15 protein-coding genes are annotated in these 17,960 nt (G+C 57.4%); 12 read left to right on the top strand and 3 right to left on the bottom strand.

Features of this window, described 5'->3' with window-relative positions:
* Positions 1-2 precede the first annotated feature (2 nt).
* A complete protein-coding gene (locus tag QMZ18_RS02470) occupies positions 3-890 on the bottom strand; it encodes a LysR family transcriptional regulator (protein ID WP_282604644.1) in 888 nt (295 codons plus the stop codon).
* A gap of 159 nt (positions 891-1,049) precedes the next feature.
* On the opposite strand from QMZ18_RS02470, the gene QMZ18_RS02465 reads away from it, so the two are divergent.
* From QMZ18_RS02465 to QMZ18_RS02450, 4 genes are all read left to right on the top strand, one after another.
* Positions 1,050-1,937, top strand: coding sequence for a DMT family transporter (locus QMZ18_RS02465; RefSeq protein WP_282604643.1), 888 nt, complete (start codon positions 1,050-1,052; stop codon positions 1,935-1,937).
* 78 nt (positions 1,938-2,015) lie between these two features.
* Positions 2,016-3,275: an MFS transporter gene (locus QMZ18_RS02460; RefSeq protein ID WP_282604642.1), complete on the top strand. Its 1,260-nt coding sequence runs from the start codon at positions 2,016-2,018 to the stop codon at positions 3,273-3,275.
* Positions 3,276-3,293: 18 nt separating this feature from the next.
* Positions 3,294-4,169: a sulfurtransferase gene (locus QMZ18_RS02455; RefSeq protein ID WP_282604641.1), complete on the top strand. Its 876-nt coding sequence runs from the start codon at positions 3,294-3,296 to the stop codon at positions 4,167-4,169.
* An 81-nt stretch (positions 4,170-4,250) separates the two neighbouring features.
* Positions 4,251-4,985, top strand: coding sequence for a gamma-glutamylcyclotransferase (locus tag QMZ18_RS02450; protein ID WP_282604640.1), 735 nt, complete (start codon positions 4,251-4,253; stop codon positions 4,983-4,985).
* A 30-nt stretch (positions 4,986-5,015) separates the two neighbouring features.
* Here QMZ18_RS02450 and ubiB read toward each other — a convergent pair whose 3' ends face one another.
* Together ubiB and QMZ18_RS02440 are read right to left on the bottom strand one after the other, a co-directional pair.
* Positions 5,016-6,557, bottom strand: a complete 1,542-nt coding sequence (gene ubiB, locus QMZ18_RS02445) for a 2-polyprenylphenol 6-hydroxylase (RefSeq protein ID WP_282604639.1) — start codon at positions 6,555-6,557, stop codon at positions 5,016-5,018.
* Positions 6,558-6,573: 16 nt separating this feature from the next.
* Complete coding sequence (locus tag QMZ18_RS02440; protein ID WP_282604638.1) at positions 6,574-7,470, bottom strand: class I SAM-dependent methyltransferase; 897 nt, start codon at positions 7,468-7,470, stop codon at positions 6,574-6,576.
* Positions 7,471-7,587: 117 nt separating this feature from the next.
* On the opposite strand from QMZ18_RS02440, the gene mutM reads away from it, so the two are divergent.
* The 8 genes from mutM (at position 7,588) to gyrB (ending at position 17,951) form a co-directional block, all read left to right on the top strand.
* The gene (mutM, locus tag QMZ18_RS02435; protein WP_282604637.1) at positions 7,588-8,460 is read left to right on the top strand and encodes a bifunctional DNA-formamidopyrimidine glycosylase/DNA-(apurinic or apyrimidinic site) lyase; all 873 of its coding nucleotides are present in this window, start codon (positions 7,588-7,590) and stop codon (positions 8,458-8,460) included.
* 15 nt (positions 8,461-8,475) lie between these two features.
* Complete coding sequence (locus tag QMZ18_RS02430) at positions 8,476-8,928, top strand: hypothetical protein (RefSeq protein ID WP_282604636.1); 453 nt, start codon at positions 8,476-8,478, stop codon at positions 8,926-8,928.
* 84 nt (positions 8,929-9,012) lie between these two features.
* Complete coding sequence (locus QMZ18_RS02425; protein ID WP_282604635.1) at positions 9,013-9,789, top strand: enoyl-CoA hydratase; 777 nt, start codon at positions 9,013-9,015, stop codon at positions 9,787-9,789.
* A 138-nt stretch (positions 9,790-9,927) separates the two neighbouring features.
* On the top strand, positions 9,928-10,191 hold the full coding sequence (gene rpsT, locus QMZ18_RS02420; RefSeq protein WP_282604634.1) for a 30S ribosomal protein S20: 264 nt from the start codon (positions 9,928-9,930) through the stop codon (positions 10,189-10,191).
* Positions 10,192-11,012: 821 nt separating this feature from the next.
* Positions 11,013-12,554: a chromosomal replication initiator protein DnaA gene (dnaA, locus tag QMZ18_RS02415; protein ID WP_322097162.1), complete on the top strand. Its 1,542-nt coding sequence runs from the start codon at positions 11,013-11,015 to the stop codon at positions 12,552-12,554.
* A gap of 361 nt (positions 12,555-12,915) precedes the next feature.
* Positions 12,916-14,034, top strand: coding sequence for a DNA polymerase III subunit beta (dnaN, locus tag QMZ18_RS02410; RefSeq protein WP_282604632.1), 1,119 nt, complete (start codon positions 12,916-12,918; stop codon positions 14,032-14,034).
* 60 nt (positions 14,035-14,094) lie between these two features.
* Complete coding sequence (recF, locus tag QMZ18_RS02405) at positions 14,095-15,474, top strand: DNA replication/repair protein RecF (RefSeq protein ID WP_322097118.1); 1,380 nt, start codon at positions 14,095-14,097, stop codon at positions 15,472-15,474.
* A 35-nt stretch (positions 15,475-15,509) separates the two neighbouring features.
* A complete protein-coding gene (gyrB, locus tag QMZ18_RS02400) occupies positions 15,510-17,951 on the top strand; it encodes a DNA topoisomerase (ATP-hydrolyzing) subunit B (RefSeq protein WP_282604631.1) in 2,442 nt (813 codons plus the stop codon).
* Positions 17,952-17,960 lie beyond the last annotated feature (9 nt).

The following is a 17,960-nucleotide window of genomic DNA, read 5'->3' as shown; positions in this document are numbered from 1 at the left end:
ATCTAAAGAGCAGAAAGTGGTTTTGCAAGACCGCGTAAAGATGCGTTTTTGATGGCCTTTGCCATTGCCATTGTCAGCTTTTCTGGAGCGTCAGGATTTAAGATGATGGAACGCTTTGACAACGGCAATGGCGGAAAGCCGTCCTGTGGTGTCAGCACCTTCATGCCCTGCTCAACACTATTCTCATAGAGTATTCCAATCGCAAAACCGGCGCGTATCGCAGCTTTCTGACTCGTGAGGCCGCTGCATTCGAACGCAATGTTGTAAGCGCGTCCCTGCTGTTCGAGCGCTTTTGTGGGCAGATCCTGCCACCAACAACCTCGGTCCATGATTGCAAGCGGCACCGGTTCCGACCTGCCGAGACACATCGTCCCGCTTGCGACCCAAACCGGCTTTTGCGTTAGAAAAACTTCTCCTGCGATCTCTCCTGGTCCCGAGTAGACGGCAACATCTAAGGCTCCTCGCTGAATAGCCTCAGGAAAGCCGACCGTGCAGCCGGATGACGCAACGACGTCAACGCCGGGATTGCTGCGGGCGAAGTCAGCCAGCGTCTGTTCGAGGACATTTTCTTCGAAATCGTCTGGTATACCGACCCGAATTTTACCTTTGAGAGCCGGTTGGAACAGTGCGTGGACCTGGCCGAGTTCCGAGAGGACACGCCGGGCCACAGGCAGGAGCCGCTCTCCATTTACGGATAACGCCATTCCTTTGGCGTCACGTTCAAATAGCGAGACGTTCAATTCGGTTTCAAGCTTGCGCAACTGCACGCTGATGGCAGATTGACTTCGGTTCAGGCGAGAAGCGGCAAGCGTCAGGTTTCCGCAGTCAGCTATTTCCAAAAAGGTTCTTAGAAGACTGCTGTCCGGCGAAGTGCGTTCGTTTGTGTTCATGAAGACAATCGTATCAATTCATTTTTCTAATCGCAAAGGATAGCCCAATATCACTTTGTTTCAGTTCGCCCGACGGCTTACTCAGTGATGTCGGGTTAAAGACCGACACTCAGGTACGGCTCCCGTCTTGTCACATCGACCACAAAGGTTAGATCGTTTTTGAACAGCAGCTCCCCCAAATGGTTGGCTTTTGCGCCCGGTATTTTTCTCGTGATGTGGTCGACAGGCTATGTTGCGGCCAAATTCGGGCTTGGATACATCGAGCCTTTGACCTTTCTCACGCTGCGGTTTGCCTGCGTTGTCGTCGTTATGGCGGCGCTGTTTATGGTTTTACGCCCGCCCTTACCCAAGTCGCGCGCGGAATGGATGCACTTGGCAACCGTCGGCTTCCTGTTGCAATCAATGTATTTCGGGATGTGCTACATGTCGTTCAAAGCAGGACTGGCGGTAGGAACCTTGGCGCTGATTCTGTCGCTTCAGCCCATCATCGTCGGCCTGGTTGCCCCGAGATGGAGCCGTGAGACAGTCGGTTGGCGCCGTTGGAACGGTCTGTTGCTGGGATTGGCGGGCGCGGTGATTGTCATCGCAGCGAGATCGGAGATTGCGGCCCCATCCGCCCTTGGGTTTCTGTTTGCTGCCCTTGCTCTCTTTGGCATCACCGGCGGGTCGCTCTGGGAAAAGCGCTATGGCGTTTCGCATCATCCGGTGACCTCCAATCTGGTCGGCTTCGCTGCTGGATTGATTGGCGTTATACCTTTCGCGGTCGCCTTTGAGACCATGCATATCACGTGGTCGTGGCAGCTGGCCGTGTCGCTGGCCTATCTGATCATCGGCAGCTCGCTGATTGCTGTTGGCCTGTTGCTTGCCATGATCCGGGCGGGAGATGTTTCTCGTGTTTCCGCGCTCTTCTTTTTGGTGCCGCCGCTGGCCGCCGCTGTTGCATGGCTTGTGTTAGATGAAGTCATGCCGCCCGTGGCCTGGCTCGGCATGGGGATCGCGGGCGCGGGAGTTTTCATGGCGACAACGCCAAAAAAGGTGATGGCCTGATGCCGCAAACTATCGTTTTTGAACCGTAGGGCCGCGCGTGTCAGGTTGCTTAAGCTCTCTCTCAAAGGTTTCTCTTAGATGACGATTACAGACGATACGCGCGCAAAGCGGAACGTCGCGGTTCTGGTGGCCGCGCAGGCGGTCCTGGGGGCGCAGATGCCAATGATTTTTGTTGTTGGCGGCCTTGCCGGCGGGATGCTGGCTGACAATCCCTGTTTTGCGACGCTTCCTATCTCGGTGATCGTTTTCGGATCGATGACCACGGCACCCTGGATTTCGCCATTGATGCAACGCAAAGGGCGTAAGTTTGGCTTTTTCGTTGGTGCAATCGGTGGAGCTATAGGGGCCGCGATCTCAGCGTACGGCTTGTACATCGCGTCGTTTCCACTGCTTCTCCTCGGGTCCTATTTCACCGGCATCTATATGTCTGCTCAAGGCTTCTACAGATTTGCCGCGACCGACACGGCCACAGATGCTTTTCGACCCAAGGCGATTTCTTACGTCATGGCAGGTGGGCTTTTGTCGGCAATCTTTGGTCCGCAGCTGAATAAGCTTGTGTCCGATGGCTCGATCTTGCCGTTCATCGGGGGCGCGTTGCCACCCATCCCCTTCATCGGAACCTACCTGACCATTATCGCGATCAATCTTCTCGGGATGTTCCTGTTTTTGCTGCTCGACCTGCCAAACGGAGCCCAAAACAAGGCGGCGGCAGTCTCGGCACCAATCGGGAGGTCGCGGTTGGAGCTTCTGCGCAATCCAACCATCCTGGTTGCGATCATCTGCGCGATGGTTGCCTACTCCCTGATGAATCTCGTCATGACGTCGACGCCGCTTGCGGTCGTCGGCTGCGGGTTAAGCAGTGACAACGCAAACGACATCGTTTCGGCTCATGTCCTGGCAATGTTCATTCCGTCGTTTTTTACCGGACACCTCATTGTGCGCTTTGGCGTCACGCGGATTATTATTGCAGGACTCGTGATCCTCGGGCTCGCGGGTGTGGTTGCCTTGACGGGCGTGACGCTTGGAAATTTCTTTATCGCTCTGATCCTTCTGGGTCTGGGCTGGAACTTTGGTTTTGTAGGCGCAACGACCCTCTTATCCAGTGGGCATGCACCGAACGAACGCGGCCAGACACAGGGCCTGAACGATATGATGGTCTTCGGCTGTGTCACCATGGCCAGTCTTGCTTCAGGCGGTCTGATGAACTGTTCGGGCGGGACAGCAGTTGACGGCTGGAATGCCGTGAATGTTGCAATGATCCCGTTCCTGCTGCTGGCAGGTGGCGCGTTGGTTTGGCTGACGGTTCAAGATCGCAGAAAAGCCCGTATCGCAGCATGAACTGGGTAGGACAGGGTAATGGATAAAGCATCAAGTATGAGCGTGACGGCATCCTCGACACCCCTTATCCCGGGCGATGATTTGGCATCGCGGTTGGGTACGCCGGGTCTTCGGATTTTTGACGTCCGGGGGAGATGGGGCAGCCCGCCACAAGCGCTGCACGACGACTATCTGGCCGGCCACATTCCCGGTGCGGCGTTTCTTGACTGGACGCTTGAGTTCTTGCAACAGGGTGTGCCGATCAATCTTGCGCCGGTTGCGACAGCCGAAGAGGCTGCAACATCGTTTGAACGCCTAGGCATTTCGGCTGACGATCACGTTGTGCTGTATGACGACTACCACCATATGATGGCCGGCCGCGTTTGGTGGGCCATGCGCTATCATGGCTTTAGGAATGTTCAGGTGTTGAATGGCGGTTGGGCGCATTGGGTTGGGCAGGATTTTCCAACAGCGCGAGAAGAACCCGATGCAGTTGCAGGCTCGTTCAAACCTATCGTTCAGGATGATATGAGAATGACGGTGGAGGGCGTGATTGCAGGTAAAGATGAGGCCTGCCTGTTGGACGGGCGCGGTCCCGTTGGTTATGCAGGCAATCCAGAAGACCCGCGGAGCGGCCATATTCCCGGTGCGATAAATGTTCCGTACAGCGCGATGCTGGATAAAACAACGGGCCTGTTTTTACCCGATGACGCACTTACCACTGTGTTTGACTGCGAAGCGCCGGACTGGCGCACGACACAGGTTATCTCGTCCTGTGGGTCCGGTTATGCTGGAACAGTACTGATGCTGGCAATGGCTCATCTGGGCGTCGCATCTGCCCTTTTCGACGGTTCCATGGCCGAGTGGAAACAGGACCCTTCCCGCGAAATCGCCCAATCCTTTCGCGCGGACTGATCACGATCGGTGGCCATGATTTGCTTTGCATTTCTGTTAACTCCGGCTGCAACATAATCCTTCGATACCCGGAGTATTTGTATGCCAGCCCCGTCTAGCGCCTTTTCCCACCACCCGGAACTTGAGGGGAAAATCACCGATCCCCGTGCCTCGTTCTTTCGCAATTTCAACATCGCAACGGTGTTCTCGGAGAAACCTGAATTGCAGTGGGTCCTGGACGAATTGCGCAGCGACAGTGATCGCGAGGATTCCCGCATGCGGACATTGGCCGATCACCGAGGCGGTGATCTCTGGGTCTTCGCCTATGGATCGCTGATGTGGGATCCCGCGTTTCATTTCGCCGAGGTCCGCCGCGCAACCGTCCCCGGATACGAACGGCGTTTTGTTTTGAAGCACACCTACGGCGCGCGTGGCACCCGGGAAGCGCCAGGATTGATGGCCGCCCTTGATCACGGCGACTGCTGTGAAGGGCTGGTGTTCCGGATTGCGGCGCAGGACATTGAAACTGAAACTGAAATTCTCTGGCGGCGGGAAATGATCGGTCATGCTTACAAACCGATCTTTGTGGCGGCGACACTCGGCGATCAGACCATCACAGCCCTGGCCTTCGCGGCCAATCACTCTTCAGACGTGATTTGTCCCGACCTGACCCGGGAAGAACAGATCTGTTTTATTGCGAGCGGCGCCGGTTTTCTAGGAACCAGTATGGAATACCTGGGCAACATCGTCAGTCAGTTTGCTGCCCTTGGCGTTGTCGATGAAGATTGCTCGGCTCTGTTGCAGGAAGTCGAGGACTACCTTGCCAAGCCAACATGAACCGTCCTTTACGCGAAGAATGATTGCCGTCTAGAACCAGATGCTGGCCGCCAGCAATAGACCTAGCGCCAACGACAGTCCGCCTAGGAGCAAGCTGAGTTTTTGCGTGCGCGCGCGTCCCTGCAGTGCCTCAAAAGTCTTGGGGTGAAGACCCAGGCCGCCGTGTGCCACGTCGTGGGCGACTTTCTCCAGATTGGAAATCAATTGAGGCAAGCGCTCCGCTGATCTTAAGAGCTGCAGAGCTCCGTCGCGCAAACGGGCTTCCGGTCCCCGGTGCTCGCGCATCCAGGCCTCGATCAGGGGTTGGGCCAAGACCCAGATGTTGAGATCCGGATCGAGACGACGGCTGACCCCCTCGGCCATCAGCATGTTTTTCTGCAATAGCAGCAATTGAGGTTGAACCGGCATATCGAAGGATTCAGTCAGTTGCAGAAGCTGTGCCAGCAGACGCGCGAAGGAGATTTGCTGGAGCGGCTTGCCGGCAATCGGCTCGCAGACCGAACGCAGCGCCTGCGCATAGATATCGAGCGACTGCCCCGCCGGGAGATAACCTGCTTCGACCTGCACCTCTGCCAGCCGCTGATAATCGCGCGCGATGGTTGCCATCAGCATGTCGGCCAGGAAGCATCGCGTCCGGTAATCGAGTCGACCCATGATTCCAAAGTCGACCGCGAAGATGTTGCCGTCCGTATCGACGCCCATGTTCCCCGGATGCTGGTCGCCGTGAAAGAATCCGTCCCGAAAGACCTGGTTAAAGAAGATTGCAGCGGCTTTATAGAGGACGTCTTCCAGATCGTGTCCGTTGGCCAGAAGCGCTTCCTTGTCGTCCATCGGAATTCCGCCGACCCGCTCCATGGTCAGCACCCGACGCGAGGTCCTTTGCCAGTCGATTGCGGGGACACGATAGGTGAAGTCGTCTTGAAAATTTTCGCTGAGCTCCGTTGCGCCGGCGGCTTCCATGCGCAGATCCATTTCCAGGCGAACCGTTTCCTCAAAGGTGCCGACAACCTCGACCGGCTTGAGCCTGCGTAGAGCGGGCTGCGTGCGTTCGACCAGTTCGGCCAGTCCATAGAAAAGCGATAGGTCCTGCTCGAACGCCTGTTCAATTCCGGGCCGCAAAATCTTGACGGCCGCTTCCTGTCCGTCGGATGTCACGGCAAGATGCACTTGGGCGATCGACGCTGCGGAGATCGGTTTGTCGTCAAAACGCTCAAACAGTTTGCCGACCGGATGTTCCAGTTCCCGCTCGATGGTGGCGCGTGCCTCTGCAGTTGAGAAAGGCGGCAGGTTGTCCTGCAGCTGAGCCAGATCGCCGGCAATTTCTTCACCAAGCAGGTCGGCACGGGTGGACAGGAATTGTCCGAGCTTGATGAAGCTGGGACCCAGTTCCGTCAACGCGCGTGCTAGTTTCTGACCTGGCCGGCCGGCAGTTTTCTTCCGGGAGACCAGCCGGGCGATCCAGACCACGCCACGCGCAATGCCCATCGCCTCCAGGGCTGCGAGCGCATCGTGCCGTGCAAGCGTGCGGGCAATGGTGACGAGACGAATCAGGATACGGACCGAGCGAATCATAGAGTCATGGCCGCTTTCAAATTCGCCAGCCGGAGTGCAGCGCTGCGATGCCGCCGCTAAGGTTGCGGTAGCTGGTCATGGACAGCCCTGCGCCCTGCATGCGTTCAGCAAGTTCGTCCTGCGGCGGAAACTTCCGAATGCTTTCGGCCAGGTATTGATAAGACGCACGGTCCTTGGCCACGAACTCACCCATCGCCGGCAGGACCTTGAAGGAGTAGAGGTCGTAGAGAGACGCGAATGCCGGGATCACGACCTGACTGAATTCCAGGCAGAGGAAACGCCCACCAGGCTTGAGTACGCGCCGCGCTTCCGACAGAGCCGCATCGATGTGCGTGACGTTGCGCAGGCCGAAAGCGATGGTATAAGCGTCAAAGCTGCGGTCGGGGAACGGCAGGCTCTCGGCATTGCCGCAGACCCAATCCATGCTGTGCAGGATTCCTCGGTCGAGGCCTCTATCCCGACCGACTTCCAACATACCCAACGTAAGATCGCAGACCGTAATCGGGTGTCGGGGATCGCTTATTGTTGCAGCTTGATGAGAGTCTGCATCCTGTTTCGACATTGTGACCGTTATCGAGGCGGGTACGTCATCCCTGTTCTGAGTCAAACGTTCGTCGATGCGAAAGGCGATGTCGCCGGTGCCGCCCGCAACATCGAGAAAAGTTTGGCCCCGCTTCGGATCCAGCCAATCGATCATGGCGCTTTTCCAGAGGCGGTGAATTCCTCCCGACATAAGATCGTTCATCAAGTCGTAGTTCGAAGCCACGCTCTCGAAAATGCCCTGCACGCGGCCGCGCTTTTCAGCGACCGGCACGTCCTGGTAGCCGAAATGTGTGACGGCGTCGGGGGTGCTGCCGTCTGACTTCGGATCGCCCTGGCCGCTGCCCGGAATTGAGGAAGATTTAGCTGACATGGCGCGGACCATAGCGCGCACTCACCCGCCGCGCTACTCTGTCGCTTCGTGAATTCGTTCTCCATACCGGTTTGCCCGCATTGCGAGCCCGTCCAGAAAGAAGCAGAGTAATCCTAAATGCCTGAATTGCCTGAGGTTGAGACAGTCATGCGCGGTCTGCGCGTGCGCCTCGAAGGCCGCCGATTGGTCAAAGTGACGCAGCGCCGTCCCAACCTGCGCTTCCCCTTTCCCGACAATTTCGTGCAACGGCTGACCGGGCGCAGGGTCGAGTCTCTGTCGCGGCGTGCGAAATACATACAGATGCAGCTCGACGACGGACAGGTGCTGTTGTGTCATCTGGGTATGTCCGGACGCATGATCATCATCGATGCTTCAGATCTAACAAGCGAAAAGTCGCCTTGGGAAGCTCATGATCACGTCATCTTCGAGACTGATCATGGAGATGAAGTCCGTTTTAACGATGCCCGCCGTTTCGGGGTTATGGATCTGATCGATGGTGACAAGCTCGATGAACACAAGTTACTCAGCGGTCTGGGGCCCGAACCTCTTGGCAATGCTTTTAACGGACCGGAACTTGCTCGCCGCCTGGAAGGGAAACGTTCCCCCATCAAAGCGGCGTTGCTTGACCAAAAGGTCGTTGCCGGACTGGGCAACATCTATGTCTGTGAAGCGCTCCACATTGCGGGACTGTCGCCGAAACGTCAGGCCTATACGGTGCAGGGGCAACGTGCGGAGAGGTTGGTTTCGGCGGTACGGGATGTCCTGGGCCGCGCTATCGAGGCCGGCGGCTCAAGCTTGCGCGATTACGTTCAGGTGGATGGTGAGCTCGGGTATTTTCAGCATGACTGGGTGGTCTATGGCCGGGAGGGGGAACTCTGCCGGCGCTGCGGTAAGGGCGGCGGCTCGCCAGATGACGCGGGCGCAGTCGTCGTACGGCGTATCGTTCAATCGAACCGCTCCACTTTCTATTGTGCGAGTTGTCAACGGTAAGGTAGACAGGGAGCCATGCTAAGAGCGCAGACAACTACGAATGCCGTTCGGTGCCGCGGGCAACACCTTAGTGCTGCGTCTTTCACTCTCTTCTCCCGCGTTATGCTGGTTCTGTTTCTGGGCTTGAACGCCCTTGTCGCGAGTCAGCTCGCTGTTGCGCAAGACCCGGCCGCCTTCGTGACCGGCATGGAGGATGTCCCTCTCATGCCCCAGCTCCAGGATGTCCCCGACGCCGCGGTTATCTTTGACAAACCCTCGGGACGTCTGGTCGAGGCATATGCAGAAGGAGATGTGGAGGGCGCGGAAGTTCTCGGCTTCTACCGCGAGACCCTGCCGCAGTTGGGTTGGACGAGTGAGTCCGAGACGGGTGCTAGCGGTGTTTTCTTCCGCGAAAGCGAGCGCCTGGAGATTCATATTCTGGAAGGACAGACTCGACACACCGTACGATTTGTTCTTTCCCCCAAATAAACCAAAACTTGCCGGTGTCCTGGTTCGGAGATCGCAATCTCCACCGGCCACCGGTCACTTACGATTGATGGAGAACGCAACACGATGGCCTATGAAAACATTCTGGTGGAAACACGCGGCAATGTGGGGTTGATCACGCTGAATCGGCCAAAGGCGCTGAACGCTCTCTGTGCGGCCTTGATCGATGAATTGTCGCTGGCGCTCGATGGGTTCGAAAAAGATCCGGAGGTTCGCTGCATCGTTCTTACCGGTTCGGAAAAGGCCTTTGCCGCCGGGGCGGACATCAAGGAGATGAAGGAAAAGACCTTCATGGATGTCTATGCAGAGGATTTCATCACCCACGATTGGGAACGCGTAACCTGGACCAGGAAACCGGTCATCGCTGCTGTTTCCGGATATGCCTTGGGCGGCGGCTGTGAAATGGCGATGATGTGCGACTTTATCATCGCTGCCGAAAACGCAAAGTTTGGCCAGCCGGAAATCACGATTGGAACCATACCGGGTTCCGGCGGATCGCAGCGTCTGACGCGCTTCGTCGGAAAGTCCAAAGCGATGGAAATGTGCCTGACCGGCCGCATGATGGATGCTGCCGAGGCAGAGCGCTCGGGTTTGGTCAGCCGGGTTGTTCCGGTCGACGAGTTGCTGGAGGACGCGATGAAGACGGCTGAGAAAATCGCCGGACTATCGCTGCCTGCAGTAATGATGGCCAAGGAAGCGGTCAACCGCGCCTACGAGACGACCTTGTCGGAAGGGGTCAAGTTCGAACGCCGGCTGTTTCATGCCTCTTTTGCGACGGAAGACCAAAAGGAGGGCATGTCCGCCTTCGCGGAAAAGCGTCCAGCACAGTGGAAACACAGGTAAATTTTCGCCCGCCGCGCACAAAGCGCCTCAGGTCGCGGAAATTGCGAAATTTTGCTGGTTTTCATTGCTTGACGGGGCTTTGGGCGGCGGTTATAACGCCCGCCTCATTCAACATGCATAGAACAACAGGTCTTTCCTATGGCCCATCATAAGTCTGCCAAGAAACGGATCCGCCAGACAGCGCGGCGTACGGACGTAAATCGCGCGCGCGTCGGCCGTATTCGTACTTTCGTCAAGAACGTCGAGCTGGCGATCTCCGGTGGCGATAAAGCTGCCGCGCAGACCGCTTTCAAAGAAGCACAGCCGGAAATGCACCGCGGCGCCCAGGCTGGCGTGATGCACGCCAACACGGTCGGCCGGAAGCTGTCGCGCCTGAACGCCCGCATCAAGGCGATGGCCTGAATCTTTGATCTTGGCTGCGGTTTCCGCCGCGGCCTGTTAGAGACAGTGATGCCACCGCGCCTCCCAAATTGAGGCGCGGTTTTTCGTGGCTGGTATTTGAGATCAGATGTTTCAAGCCAGTGTCGTCAATGACATCTTCGGCTGGTATCGGATGCAGGCGACGGGCTGCAGGATCTTCGCCGGTCAGCGGGATTGTGGAGCTGACGAAAAAATAGTGAATGCGGTGTGATCATTCCCGACTAAAACTTTAGAGAATCCAGATCGCCACCTAACCTATTCTGCTAACAGCTGATTGTTTGAATTCCGGCCGCAAGGAAACAATCAGCCTCTCAGGGCCAGTGTGATTTCGGAGACACACACTGTGTCTTTTAGGCAAAAAAAGTCGGCGTTCTTGATTCGATCTTGTTGCCAGAAAGCGGCCTCACGAGTACACTACTTGTCCTCAGCCGGGTTCTGGCGTGTCAATAAATTCGGCAAAATTATAAATAAAAAATGCTGTGGCTATTCTACTTAATAGAATTGCCCAAGGGAATCTTGACGACAAAGTTAGCGTGAATTCTCGGTTGGTATGGGGAATACTTCTTTTTGCCTAGTATTGAGGAATATACGGGGCGGGCAAATCGACATAAAGCAAACGAAGTCTATGATGCGTACATCGCGTCGTGGGGTTTTTTGAGTGTAGGGTATTGGATTTTGTCGAGAATTTCGTTGATGCGGTCACTTCACCTTTTGCATTGGCGGGGGCTTATCGCTGGTGAAAAATCCGGGTCAATAATCGAGAATGTTTGGTCGGCGCAATAGTGGACAAAGCGGGGGAACGCATGGGGCGCGAGCAGGCAACTGCGCGAGTTACGGAACAGTGGGCGCGGGTACGTGGACGGTTGCGGGCCGAAGTGGGTGAAGCCGCTTTTCGCAGCTGGCTGAAGCCGCTGACCCTGGTCAGCGAAACGCGGAATGTCGTACGCATGTCGGTGCCGACCCGGTTCATGCGCGATTGGGTCGCTGATAACTATGCTGAGCGGATTCATGCGCTTTGGAGCGACGAGAACGATTCGGTCCGGTCTGTCGAGATTGTGGTACAGCCCCCATCGCGGCCAAATCCGAGGCCCGAGGGAAGGCGGGCGGACTCCGATGACGCTGGTGATTATGCGTCCGCGGCACCTATGCGCAGCAGACTGTCCGGGGCCGAGCTGAGTGGCCCTTCCATGGGAAGCCGCAAGTCGAATAAGCCGGATCATCGGAATCGGGGCGGCGTTACAATGGATAAACCTGCCAAGGACGAACGGGAAAGCGGCGATTCAGGCCTTTACGTCGAATCGGGCCGCGCTTCGGATAGGGATATCTCGGCACCGCTAGATCCGCGGTTTACCTTTGACAATTTCGTTGTCGGCAAGCCGAACGAGCTGGCCTATGCGGCTGCCCGCCGCGTCGCGGAGGCCGGCAACGCACCCTTCAACCCGCTGTTTCTCTATGGTGGTGTGGGTCTCGGTAAGACCCACCTGATGCATGCTATTGCCTGGCAGATCAAAAAACAGACCCCTGAACGCCGGATTATTTATCTTTCGGCCGAAAAATTCATGTATCAGTTCGTCAAGGCGCTGCGGACCAAGGACACCATGTCCTTCAAGGAGCAGTTCCGCTCTGTCGACATCCTGATGATCGATGACGTTCAGTTCATCGGCGGACGCGAAGCCACTCAGGAAGAGTTCTTCCACACCTTCAATGCCTTGGTCGATCAAAACCGCCAGGTGGTGATATCCGCCGACAAGAGCCCCTCCGATCTTGAAGGAGTTGAGGAGCGCATGCGCTCCCGGCTCGGCTGGGGGCTGGTGGCGGATATCCATCCAACGACCTACGAACTTCGGCTTGGGATCCTTCAGTCCAAGTCAGAACAGCTAGATGTCGAAATTCCGCCAAAGGTTCTTGAGTTTCTGGCTCACAAAATCACATCCAATGTGCGTGAGCTCGAAGGCGCGCTGAACCGCATTGTTGCCCACGCCACACTGGTAGGACGCTCGGTCACGCTCGAGACTACGCAGGAGGTGCTGCACGACCTCCTGCGCGCCAACGACCGTCGGGTAACGATCGAGGAAATCCAGAAGCGCGTTGCCGAACACTACAATGTCCGGATCGCGGATATGCACTCGGCACGGCGGGCCCGTGCCATTGCGCGGCCGCGTCAGGTCGCCATGTATCTGTCGAAGCACCTGACGTCGCGTTCACTGCCAGAAATCGGCCGGAAATTTGGCGGGCGGGACCATACGACCGTCATGCATGCCGTGCGCAAGATCGATGAGCTCAAATCGACGGATTCGAGCTTTGCGGAAGACGTGGAGCTATTGCGCCGGATGCTGGAGGGCTGACCGAAAGTCCGTTTCTTTTCAATTGATTATTGGCTGTGTGCAGGGAGTTGCACGCAGCCGCAGTGCTTCCTGTAAAATCCGCTTCCTATCGACAATATTCTGCCTGCCTTTCGAAGCCTTCTGATAAAGCGTCATAACCAGCTGATTTTTGTTCGGAATCGGTGCATTTCGCTGCTCTAGACGTTTACCTCATGCCGAAGCGCAGTTTATACTGCCGCCCCCGAGTCGCTGTGGATTTTCGGCAAGAGTCTGCAGGGTTTACGGGTAAAGGATAACGGCTTCCGCGCGGTCTTTTTGCAGGATCGCTGCCGGAGGTGAATGTGACAGACAACTCTCGCCGGGAAAGACGTTTCGTACCAATATGAAGCTGACCATTGAACGCGCCGCGCTACTGAAGTCGCTGGCTCATGTACAAAGCGTTGTTGAACGCCGTAATACAATCCCGATCCTGTCAAATGTTCTGTTGGAAGCCGGCGACGGCAAGCTGTCTTTGACCGCGACCGATATGGACCTGACCATCGTTGATGAGGTCGAGGCGGCGGTTGGAGAGCCGGGTGCCACGACCGCACCGGCTCATACCTTTTACGACATCGTGCGTAAGCTGCCGGACGGGGCACAGGTCGAGGTGACGGCCGGTGGAGAGGCATCCCAGATGACGTTGAAGGCCGGACGTTCGACCTTCACGCTTGCGACCCTGCCCAAGGAAGATTTCCCGGCTGGTGGCGATAGTGAGCTGCCGCAGGCCTTTGCCGTGCAGGCCGGCGAACTGCGCAACCTGGTCGATCGGACCCGTTTTGCCATCTCGACCGAAGAAACGCGCTATTACCTTAACGGTATCTACGTGCATGCCACCGAGTCCGATGGCGTCGCTGTGCTGCGTGCGGTCGCGACTGATGGTCACCGCCTGGCGCGCTTCGAAATGCCGCTTCCGGAAGGGGCAGCCGAAATGCCTGGCGTCATTGTACCGCGCAAGACCGTTGGCGAGTTGAGAAAGCTGATCGACGAGCGCGACGAGGCCATCGAGATCGCGCTGTCCGATACCAAAGTTCGTTTCGCCTTCGGTCCGACCGTCCTGACGTCGAAACTGATCGATGGGACCTTCCCGGACTACGAGCGCGTGATTCCCTCGTCGAACGACAAGATGCTGCAGGTTGACTGCAAGGCTTTTGCTCAGGCGGTCGATCGCGTTTCCACGATTTCGACAGAGAAGTCACGAGCTGTGAAGATGGCGCTGAATGGCACGGCCATGACCCTCTCGGCAACCAGCCCGGAAAACGGCAGTGCCGTCGAAGAAATCGAGGTCGACTATGGTGGCGACGCCATCGAGATCGGCTTCAACTCCCGCTATTTGTTGGACATCGCCATGCAGATTGAGGGTGACAGTGCGGTTTTTGCCATGGCGGACGCCGCGTCACCGACGATTGTGCAGGACGTCAAGGACGCGAGTGCTCTCTACGTTCTCATGCCGATGCGTGTCTGATAGCCGGACTGGCCTGGAACGGGGTTTGCCGCGGGACTGGCCATATCCAAGCCGAAACGCATGTGTATCGCCAAGCGCGCTGCCGTGAGCATGGCGATCGTTAATCAGAAGGATCACATGGCCCCTGACCTGGCCCCCGACAGAGTGCATACAGCTGGGCATCGCATCGAGCATGGCTCTTTGCGTGCGATGTCTGGCGATGTCCCGGGGCAAAGGTGCGGTGGCAAGGTCCCCATGGCTGCAGATGTGACTGCAGGTTCTCTCTGGCTATCTCGACTGACGTTGACTCATTTTCGCAGCTATGAGGCCGCCACCCTTGAGGCCGCGCCCGGACCAGTGATCCTGACCGGGTCCAACGGTGCGGGAAAGACCAATTTGCTGGAGGCGGCCTCATTCCTGTCGCCGGGACGGGGCCTGCGCGGTGCAAAACTGACCGAGATTGCGCGCCGGCAACCCGGCCGGCAAGCGTCGCTCGCTCCTGAGGGGCAGGACGCCGCAAACTGGGCAGTGGCGGCTGAAGTTGATTCGCCTGATGGACAGCGCGCGGTGGGAACCGGAAGAGATGCTGCAGCGGCTAATGGCGCTTCGAGCCGAGAGCGTCGTCTGGTCAAGATCGACGGTGAATTTGTTCGCGGACAACAGGCGCTGAGCGAGATTCTTGCTGTCGTCTGGCTGACCCCGCAAATGGATGGGCTGTTCCGTGAAGCCGCGTCCGGGCGCCGGCGTTTCCTTGACCGCCTGACCTATGGCTTCGACCCGGAACACGCCGGCCGGATTTCAGCCTACGAACATGCCATGCGTGAGCGTTCGCGCCTGCTGAAAAGTGGCCGTGCCGATGCCACTTGGCTGGCATCGCTGGAAGACACCATGGCCCGTTATGGTGTCGCCATTGCAGCAGCCCGCCGCGCGTTTCTCGAGCGCCTGTCCCGATCCGGGGCGGCGGCCGTGAGTGCTTTTCCCCAGGCGCAGCTCGCGCTTGCCGGGGATCTGGAGGCGCAGTTGGGGACGCAGCCGGCACTGGCGGTGGAAGATGAGCTTCGGGATCTGCTGGCCGCTGCACGTCAACGGGATGCAGAGACAGGCGGTGCTTCCGTCGGACCGCATCGCAGCGATCTGGTCGTGCATCATGTGGACAAGGATATGCCGGCGGCGCTCTGTTCGACCGGGGAACAGAAGGCTCTGCTGATCTCGATGGTGCTGGCGCATGCGCGCCTTGTGGCCCTTGACCGTGGCGCTCCGCCACTCCTGCTTCTGGATGAAGTAGCAGCACATTTGGATGAGGTCCGCCGGGCAGCTCTATACGATGAAATTTTAGCGCTGGGTGCGCAAGCCTGGCTGACGGGGACCGAAGCTTCGGTCTTCGTTGGATTGGCTGGCCGGGCTCAGTTCTTCAATGTTCAGGATGGAATGGTTGCAGTTTGCGACCCCCCGCCCAGTTAGGAAAAAGCCGGGCGAATAAGCGAAAGTTGAGAGATATGACGGATAGCGGTGACAACGAAATCGCTGGTGGAAACGACGAATATGGTGCGGACTCTATCAAGGTGCTCCGCGGCCTGGAAGCAGTGCGCAAGCGTCCGGGTATGTATATCGGCGACACCGATGACGGTTCGGGTCTGCATCACATGGTCTACGAGGTGGTCGACAATTCGATCGATGAGGCCCTGGCAGGGCATTGCGATACCGTCGATGTGATTCTCAACGGCGATGGCTCGGTGTCCGTGCAGGACAACGGCCGCGGGATCCCCGTCGATATCCATCCAGAAGAGGGGGTATCCGCCGCCGAGGTGATCATGACCCAGCTTCATGCCGGTGGAAAGTTTGACCAAAATTCCTATAAGGTCTCGGGCGGCCTGCACGGTGTAGGTGTTTCGGTGGTCAATGCCTTGTCGAAGTGGCTGGAGCTGACCATCTGGCGTGGCGGCAAGGAACACAAGATGCGGTTCCTGGACGGCGACGCAGAGGCACCTCTAGAGATTACGGCTGAAAACGTCGAGCGAAGCGGGACGCGGATTACCTTCTTCCCCTCAACCGACACATTCACCATGACGGAATTCGATTTGCCGACGCTGGAGCACAGGCTGCGCGAGCTCGCGTTCCTGAATTCGGGTGTGCACTTGAACCTGACCGACAACAGGCACGCTGAACCAGTCGCACATCACCTGCATTATGAAGGCGGTCTCGAGGCATTTGTATCGTACCTCGACCGTACCAAATCGCCGTTGTTCGAACCGCCTGTCGTCATGTCTGCCGAACGCGATGACGTCACGGTCGAACTCGCATTGCAGTGGACCGACAGCTATCACGAAACCGTCCTCTGCTTCACCAACAACATTCCGCAACGTGATGGCGGTACTCACCTGGCAGGATTCCGGGCTGCGCTGACCCGTCAGATCAATGCTTATGCGACATCATCGGGGATCGCTAAGAAGGAAAAGGTCAATCTGACCGGCGATGATTCACGCGAAGGCCTGACCTGCGTGCTGTCGGTCAAGGTACCCGACCCGAAATTTTCCAGTCAAACCAAAGACAAACTGGTGTCTTCCGAGGTGCGGCCGATTGTCGAAAGCGTCGTCAATGACCGTCTCAGCCAGTATTTCGAAGAACATCCGGCCGAAGCAAAGCGAATTGTTTCCAAGGTCGTCGAGGCTGCTGCCGCCCGTGAGGCAGCCCGAAAGGCACGGGAGCTTACCCGGCGCAAAGGAGCGTTGGATATCGCCTCCCTGCCCGGAAAGCTGGCTGATTGTCAGGAACGGGATCCGGCGCTCTCCGAACTCTTCATCGTCGAGGGTGATTCCGCCGGCGGTTCAGCCAAACAGGGGCGTGACAGGAAATTTCAGGCCATTTTACCTCTGCGTGGCAAGATTCTGAATGTCGAGCGCGCCCGTTTCGACAAGATGCTGTCATCCCAAGAAATCGGCACGCTGATCACGGCGCTGGGCACTGGCATCGGTCGCGACGAGTTCAATGTCGACAAGCTCCGTTATCACAAGATCATCATCATGACTGATGCTGACGTCGACGGAAGCCACATCCGGACGCTGTTGCTGACGTTCTTTTACCGCCAGATGAGCGAAATTATCGAACGCGGTCATCTATATATTGCGCAACCGCCGCTATATGGCGCGAAGAAAGGCGACTCGCTGCGCTACCTTAAGGACGATCGCGAGCTGGAGGGCCACTTGATCGAAAGCGGCGCACGCGGCTGTACTCTGGTAGCGGGAGATGGCGCGCAGATGGCAGGTGCCGATCTTGAGGCATCGGTCAAACGAGCGGTTCAGGCCAAAAACCTGATGGAGCCGCTCATTCGTAAGGTCAGTAATCGCTTGATTGTTGAGCAGGCTGCGATTGCGGGTGCCCTGGGCCTTCAAGTTGCCGAGGACACTGCTTTTGCAGAGGCGGCGGCCGCGCGGGTTGCCCAGCGTCTCGATATGCTCGCAACCGACTTGGAGCGTGGTTGGCAGGGAACGTCGGCTGAGGGCGGAGGTTTGGTTTTCAGCCGACTACTGCGCGGCCTGACCGAACGCCGCGTGATTGACGCTGCGGCATTGCGCTCTGTCGAGGCGCGGCACCTGGACGACATGGCAGCAGAACTCGGCGAAGTCTACCAGACAGCCGGGGTCCTAAAGAGTAAGGACAAAGAATATCCGATTTCGGGTCCCTTAAGCCTCGTGGACGCAATTTTCGAGATTGGTCGCAAGGGTGTTAAGTTCTCCCGCTATAAAGGATTGGGAGAAATGAACCCCGAACAATTGTGGGAAACGACACTCGATCCCAATGTACGCGCGCTTCTGCAGGTCAAAATCGCCCATAGCGACGATGCTTCGGACATTTTTTCCACTTTAATGGGAGATATTGTTGAACCGAGGCGCGATTTCATTCAGTCTCATGCTCTAGAGGTGGCGAATCTCGACGTCTGATCTTTTTGG

Origin of the sequence: Pelagibius sp. Alg239-R121 (assembly GCF_947331435.1) — a bacterium.
GTDB lineage: Bacteria > Pseudomonadota > Alphaproteobacteria > Kiloniellales > Kiloniellaceae > Denitrobaculum.
The sequence above is the reverse complement of the archived record's forward strand: the minus strand, read 5'-3'. Positions and strand labels throughout refer to the sequence as shown.

Coding starts and splice junctions, on each gene's coding strand:
- recF (WP_322097118.1), top strand. CDS start 14,095: ATGTGTATCGCCAAGCGCGCTGCCGTGAGCATGGCGATCGTTAATCAG.
- rpsT (WP_282604634.1), top strand. CDS start 9,928: ATGGCCCATCATAAGTCTGCCAAGAAACGGATCCGCCAGACAGCGCGG.
- ubiB (WP_282604639.1), bottom strand. CDS start 6,557: ATGATTCGCTCGGTCCGTATCCTGATTCGTCTCGTCACCATTGCCCGC.
- QMZ18_RS02460 (WP_282604642.1), top strand. CDS start 2,016: ATGACGATTACAGACGATACGCGCGCAAAGCGGAACGTCGCGGTTCTG.
- gyrB (WP_282604631.1), top strand. CDS start 15,510: ATGACGGATAGCGGTGACAACGAAATCGCTGGTGGAAACGACGAATAT.
- QMZ18_RS02450 (WP_282604640.1), top strand. CDS start 4,251: ATGCCAGCCCCGTCTAGCGCCTTTTCCCACCACCCGGAACTTGAGGGG.
- dnaN (WP_282604632.1), top strand. CDS start 12,916: ATGAAGCTGACCATTGAACGCGCCGCGCTACTGAAGTCGCTGGCTCAT.
- dnaA (WP_322097162.1), top strand. CDS start 11,013: ATGGGGCGCGAGCAGGCAACTGCGCGAGTTACGGAACAGTGGGCGCGG.
- mutM (WP_282604637.1), top strand. CDS start 7,588: ATGCCTGAATTGCCTGAGGTTGAGACAGTCATGCGCGGTCTGCGCGTG.
- QMZ18_RS02470 (WP_282604644.1), bottom strand. CDS start 890: ATGAACACAAACGAACGCACTTCGCCGGACAGCAGTCTTCTAAGAACC.
- QMZ18_RS02440 (WP_282604638.1), bottom strand. CDS start 7,470: ATGTCAGCTAAATCTTCCTCAATTCCGGGCAGCGGCCAGGGCGATCCG.
- QMZ18_RS02430 (WP_282604636.1), top strand. CDS start 8,476: ATGCTAAGAGCGCAGACAACTACGAATGCCGTTCGGTGCCGCGGGCAA.
- QMZ18_RS02425 (WP_282604635.1), top strand. CDS start 9,013: ATGGCCTATGAAAACATTCTGGTGGAAACACGCGGCAATGTGGGGTTG.
- QMZ18_RS02455 (WP_282604641.1), top strand. CDS start 3,294: ATGGATAAAGCATCAAGTATGAGCGTGACGGCATCCTCGACACCCCTT.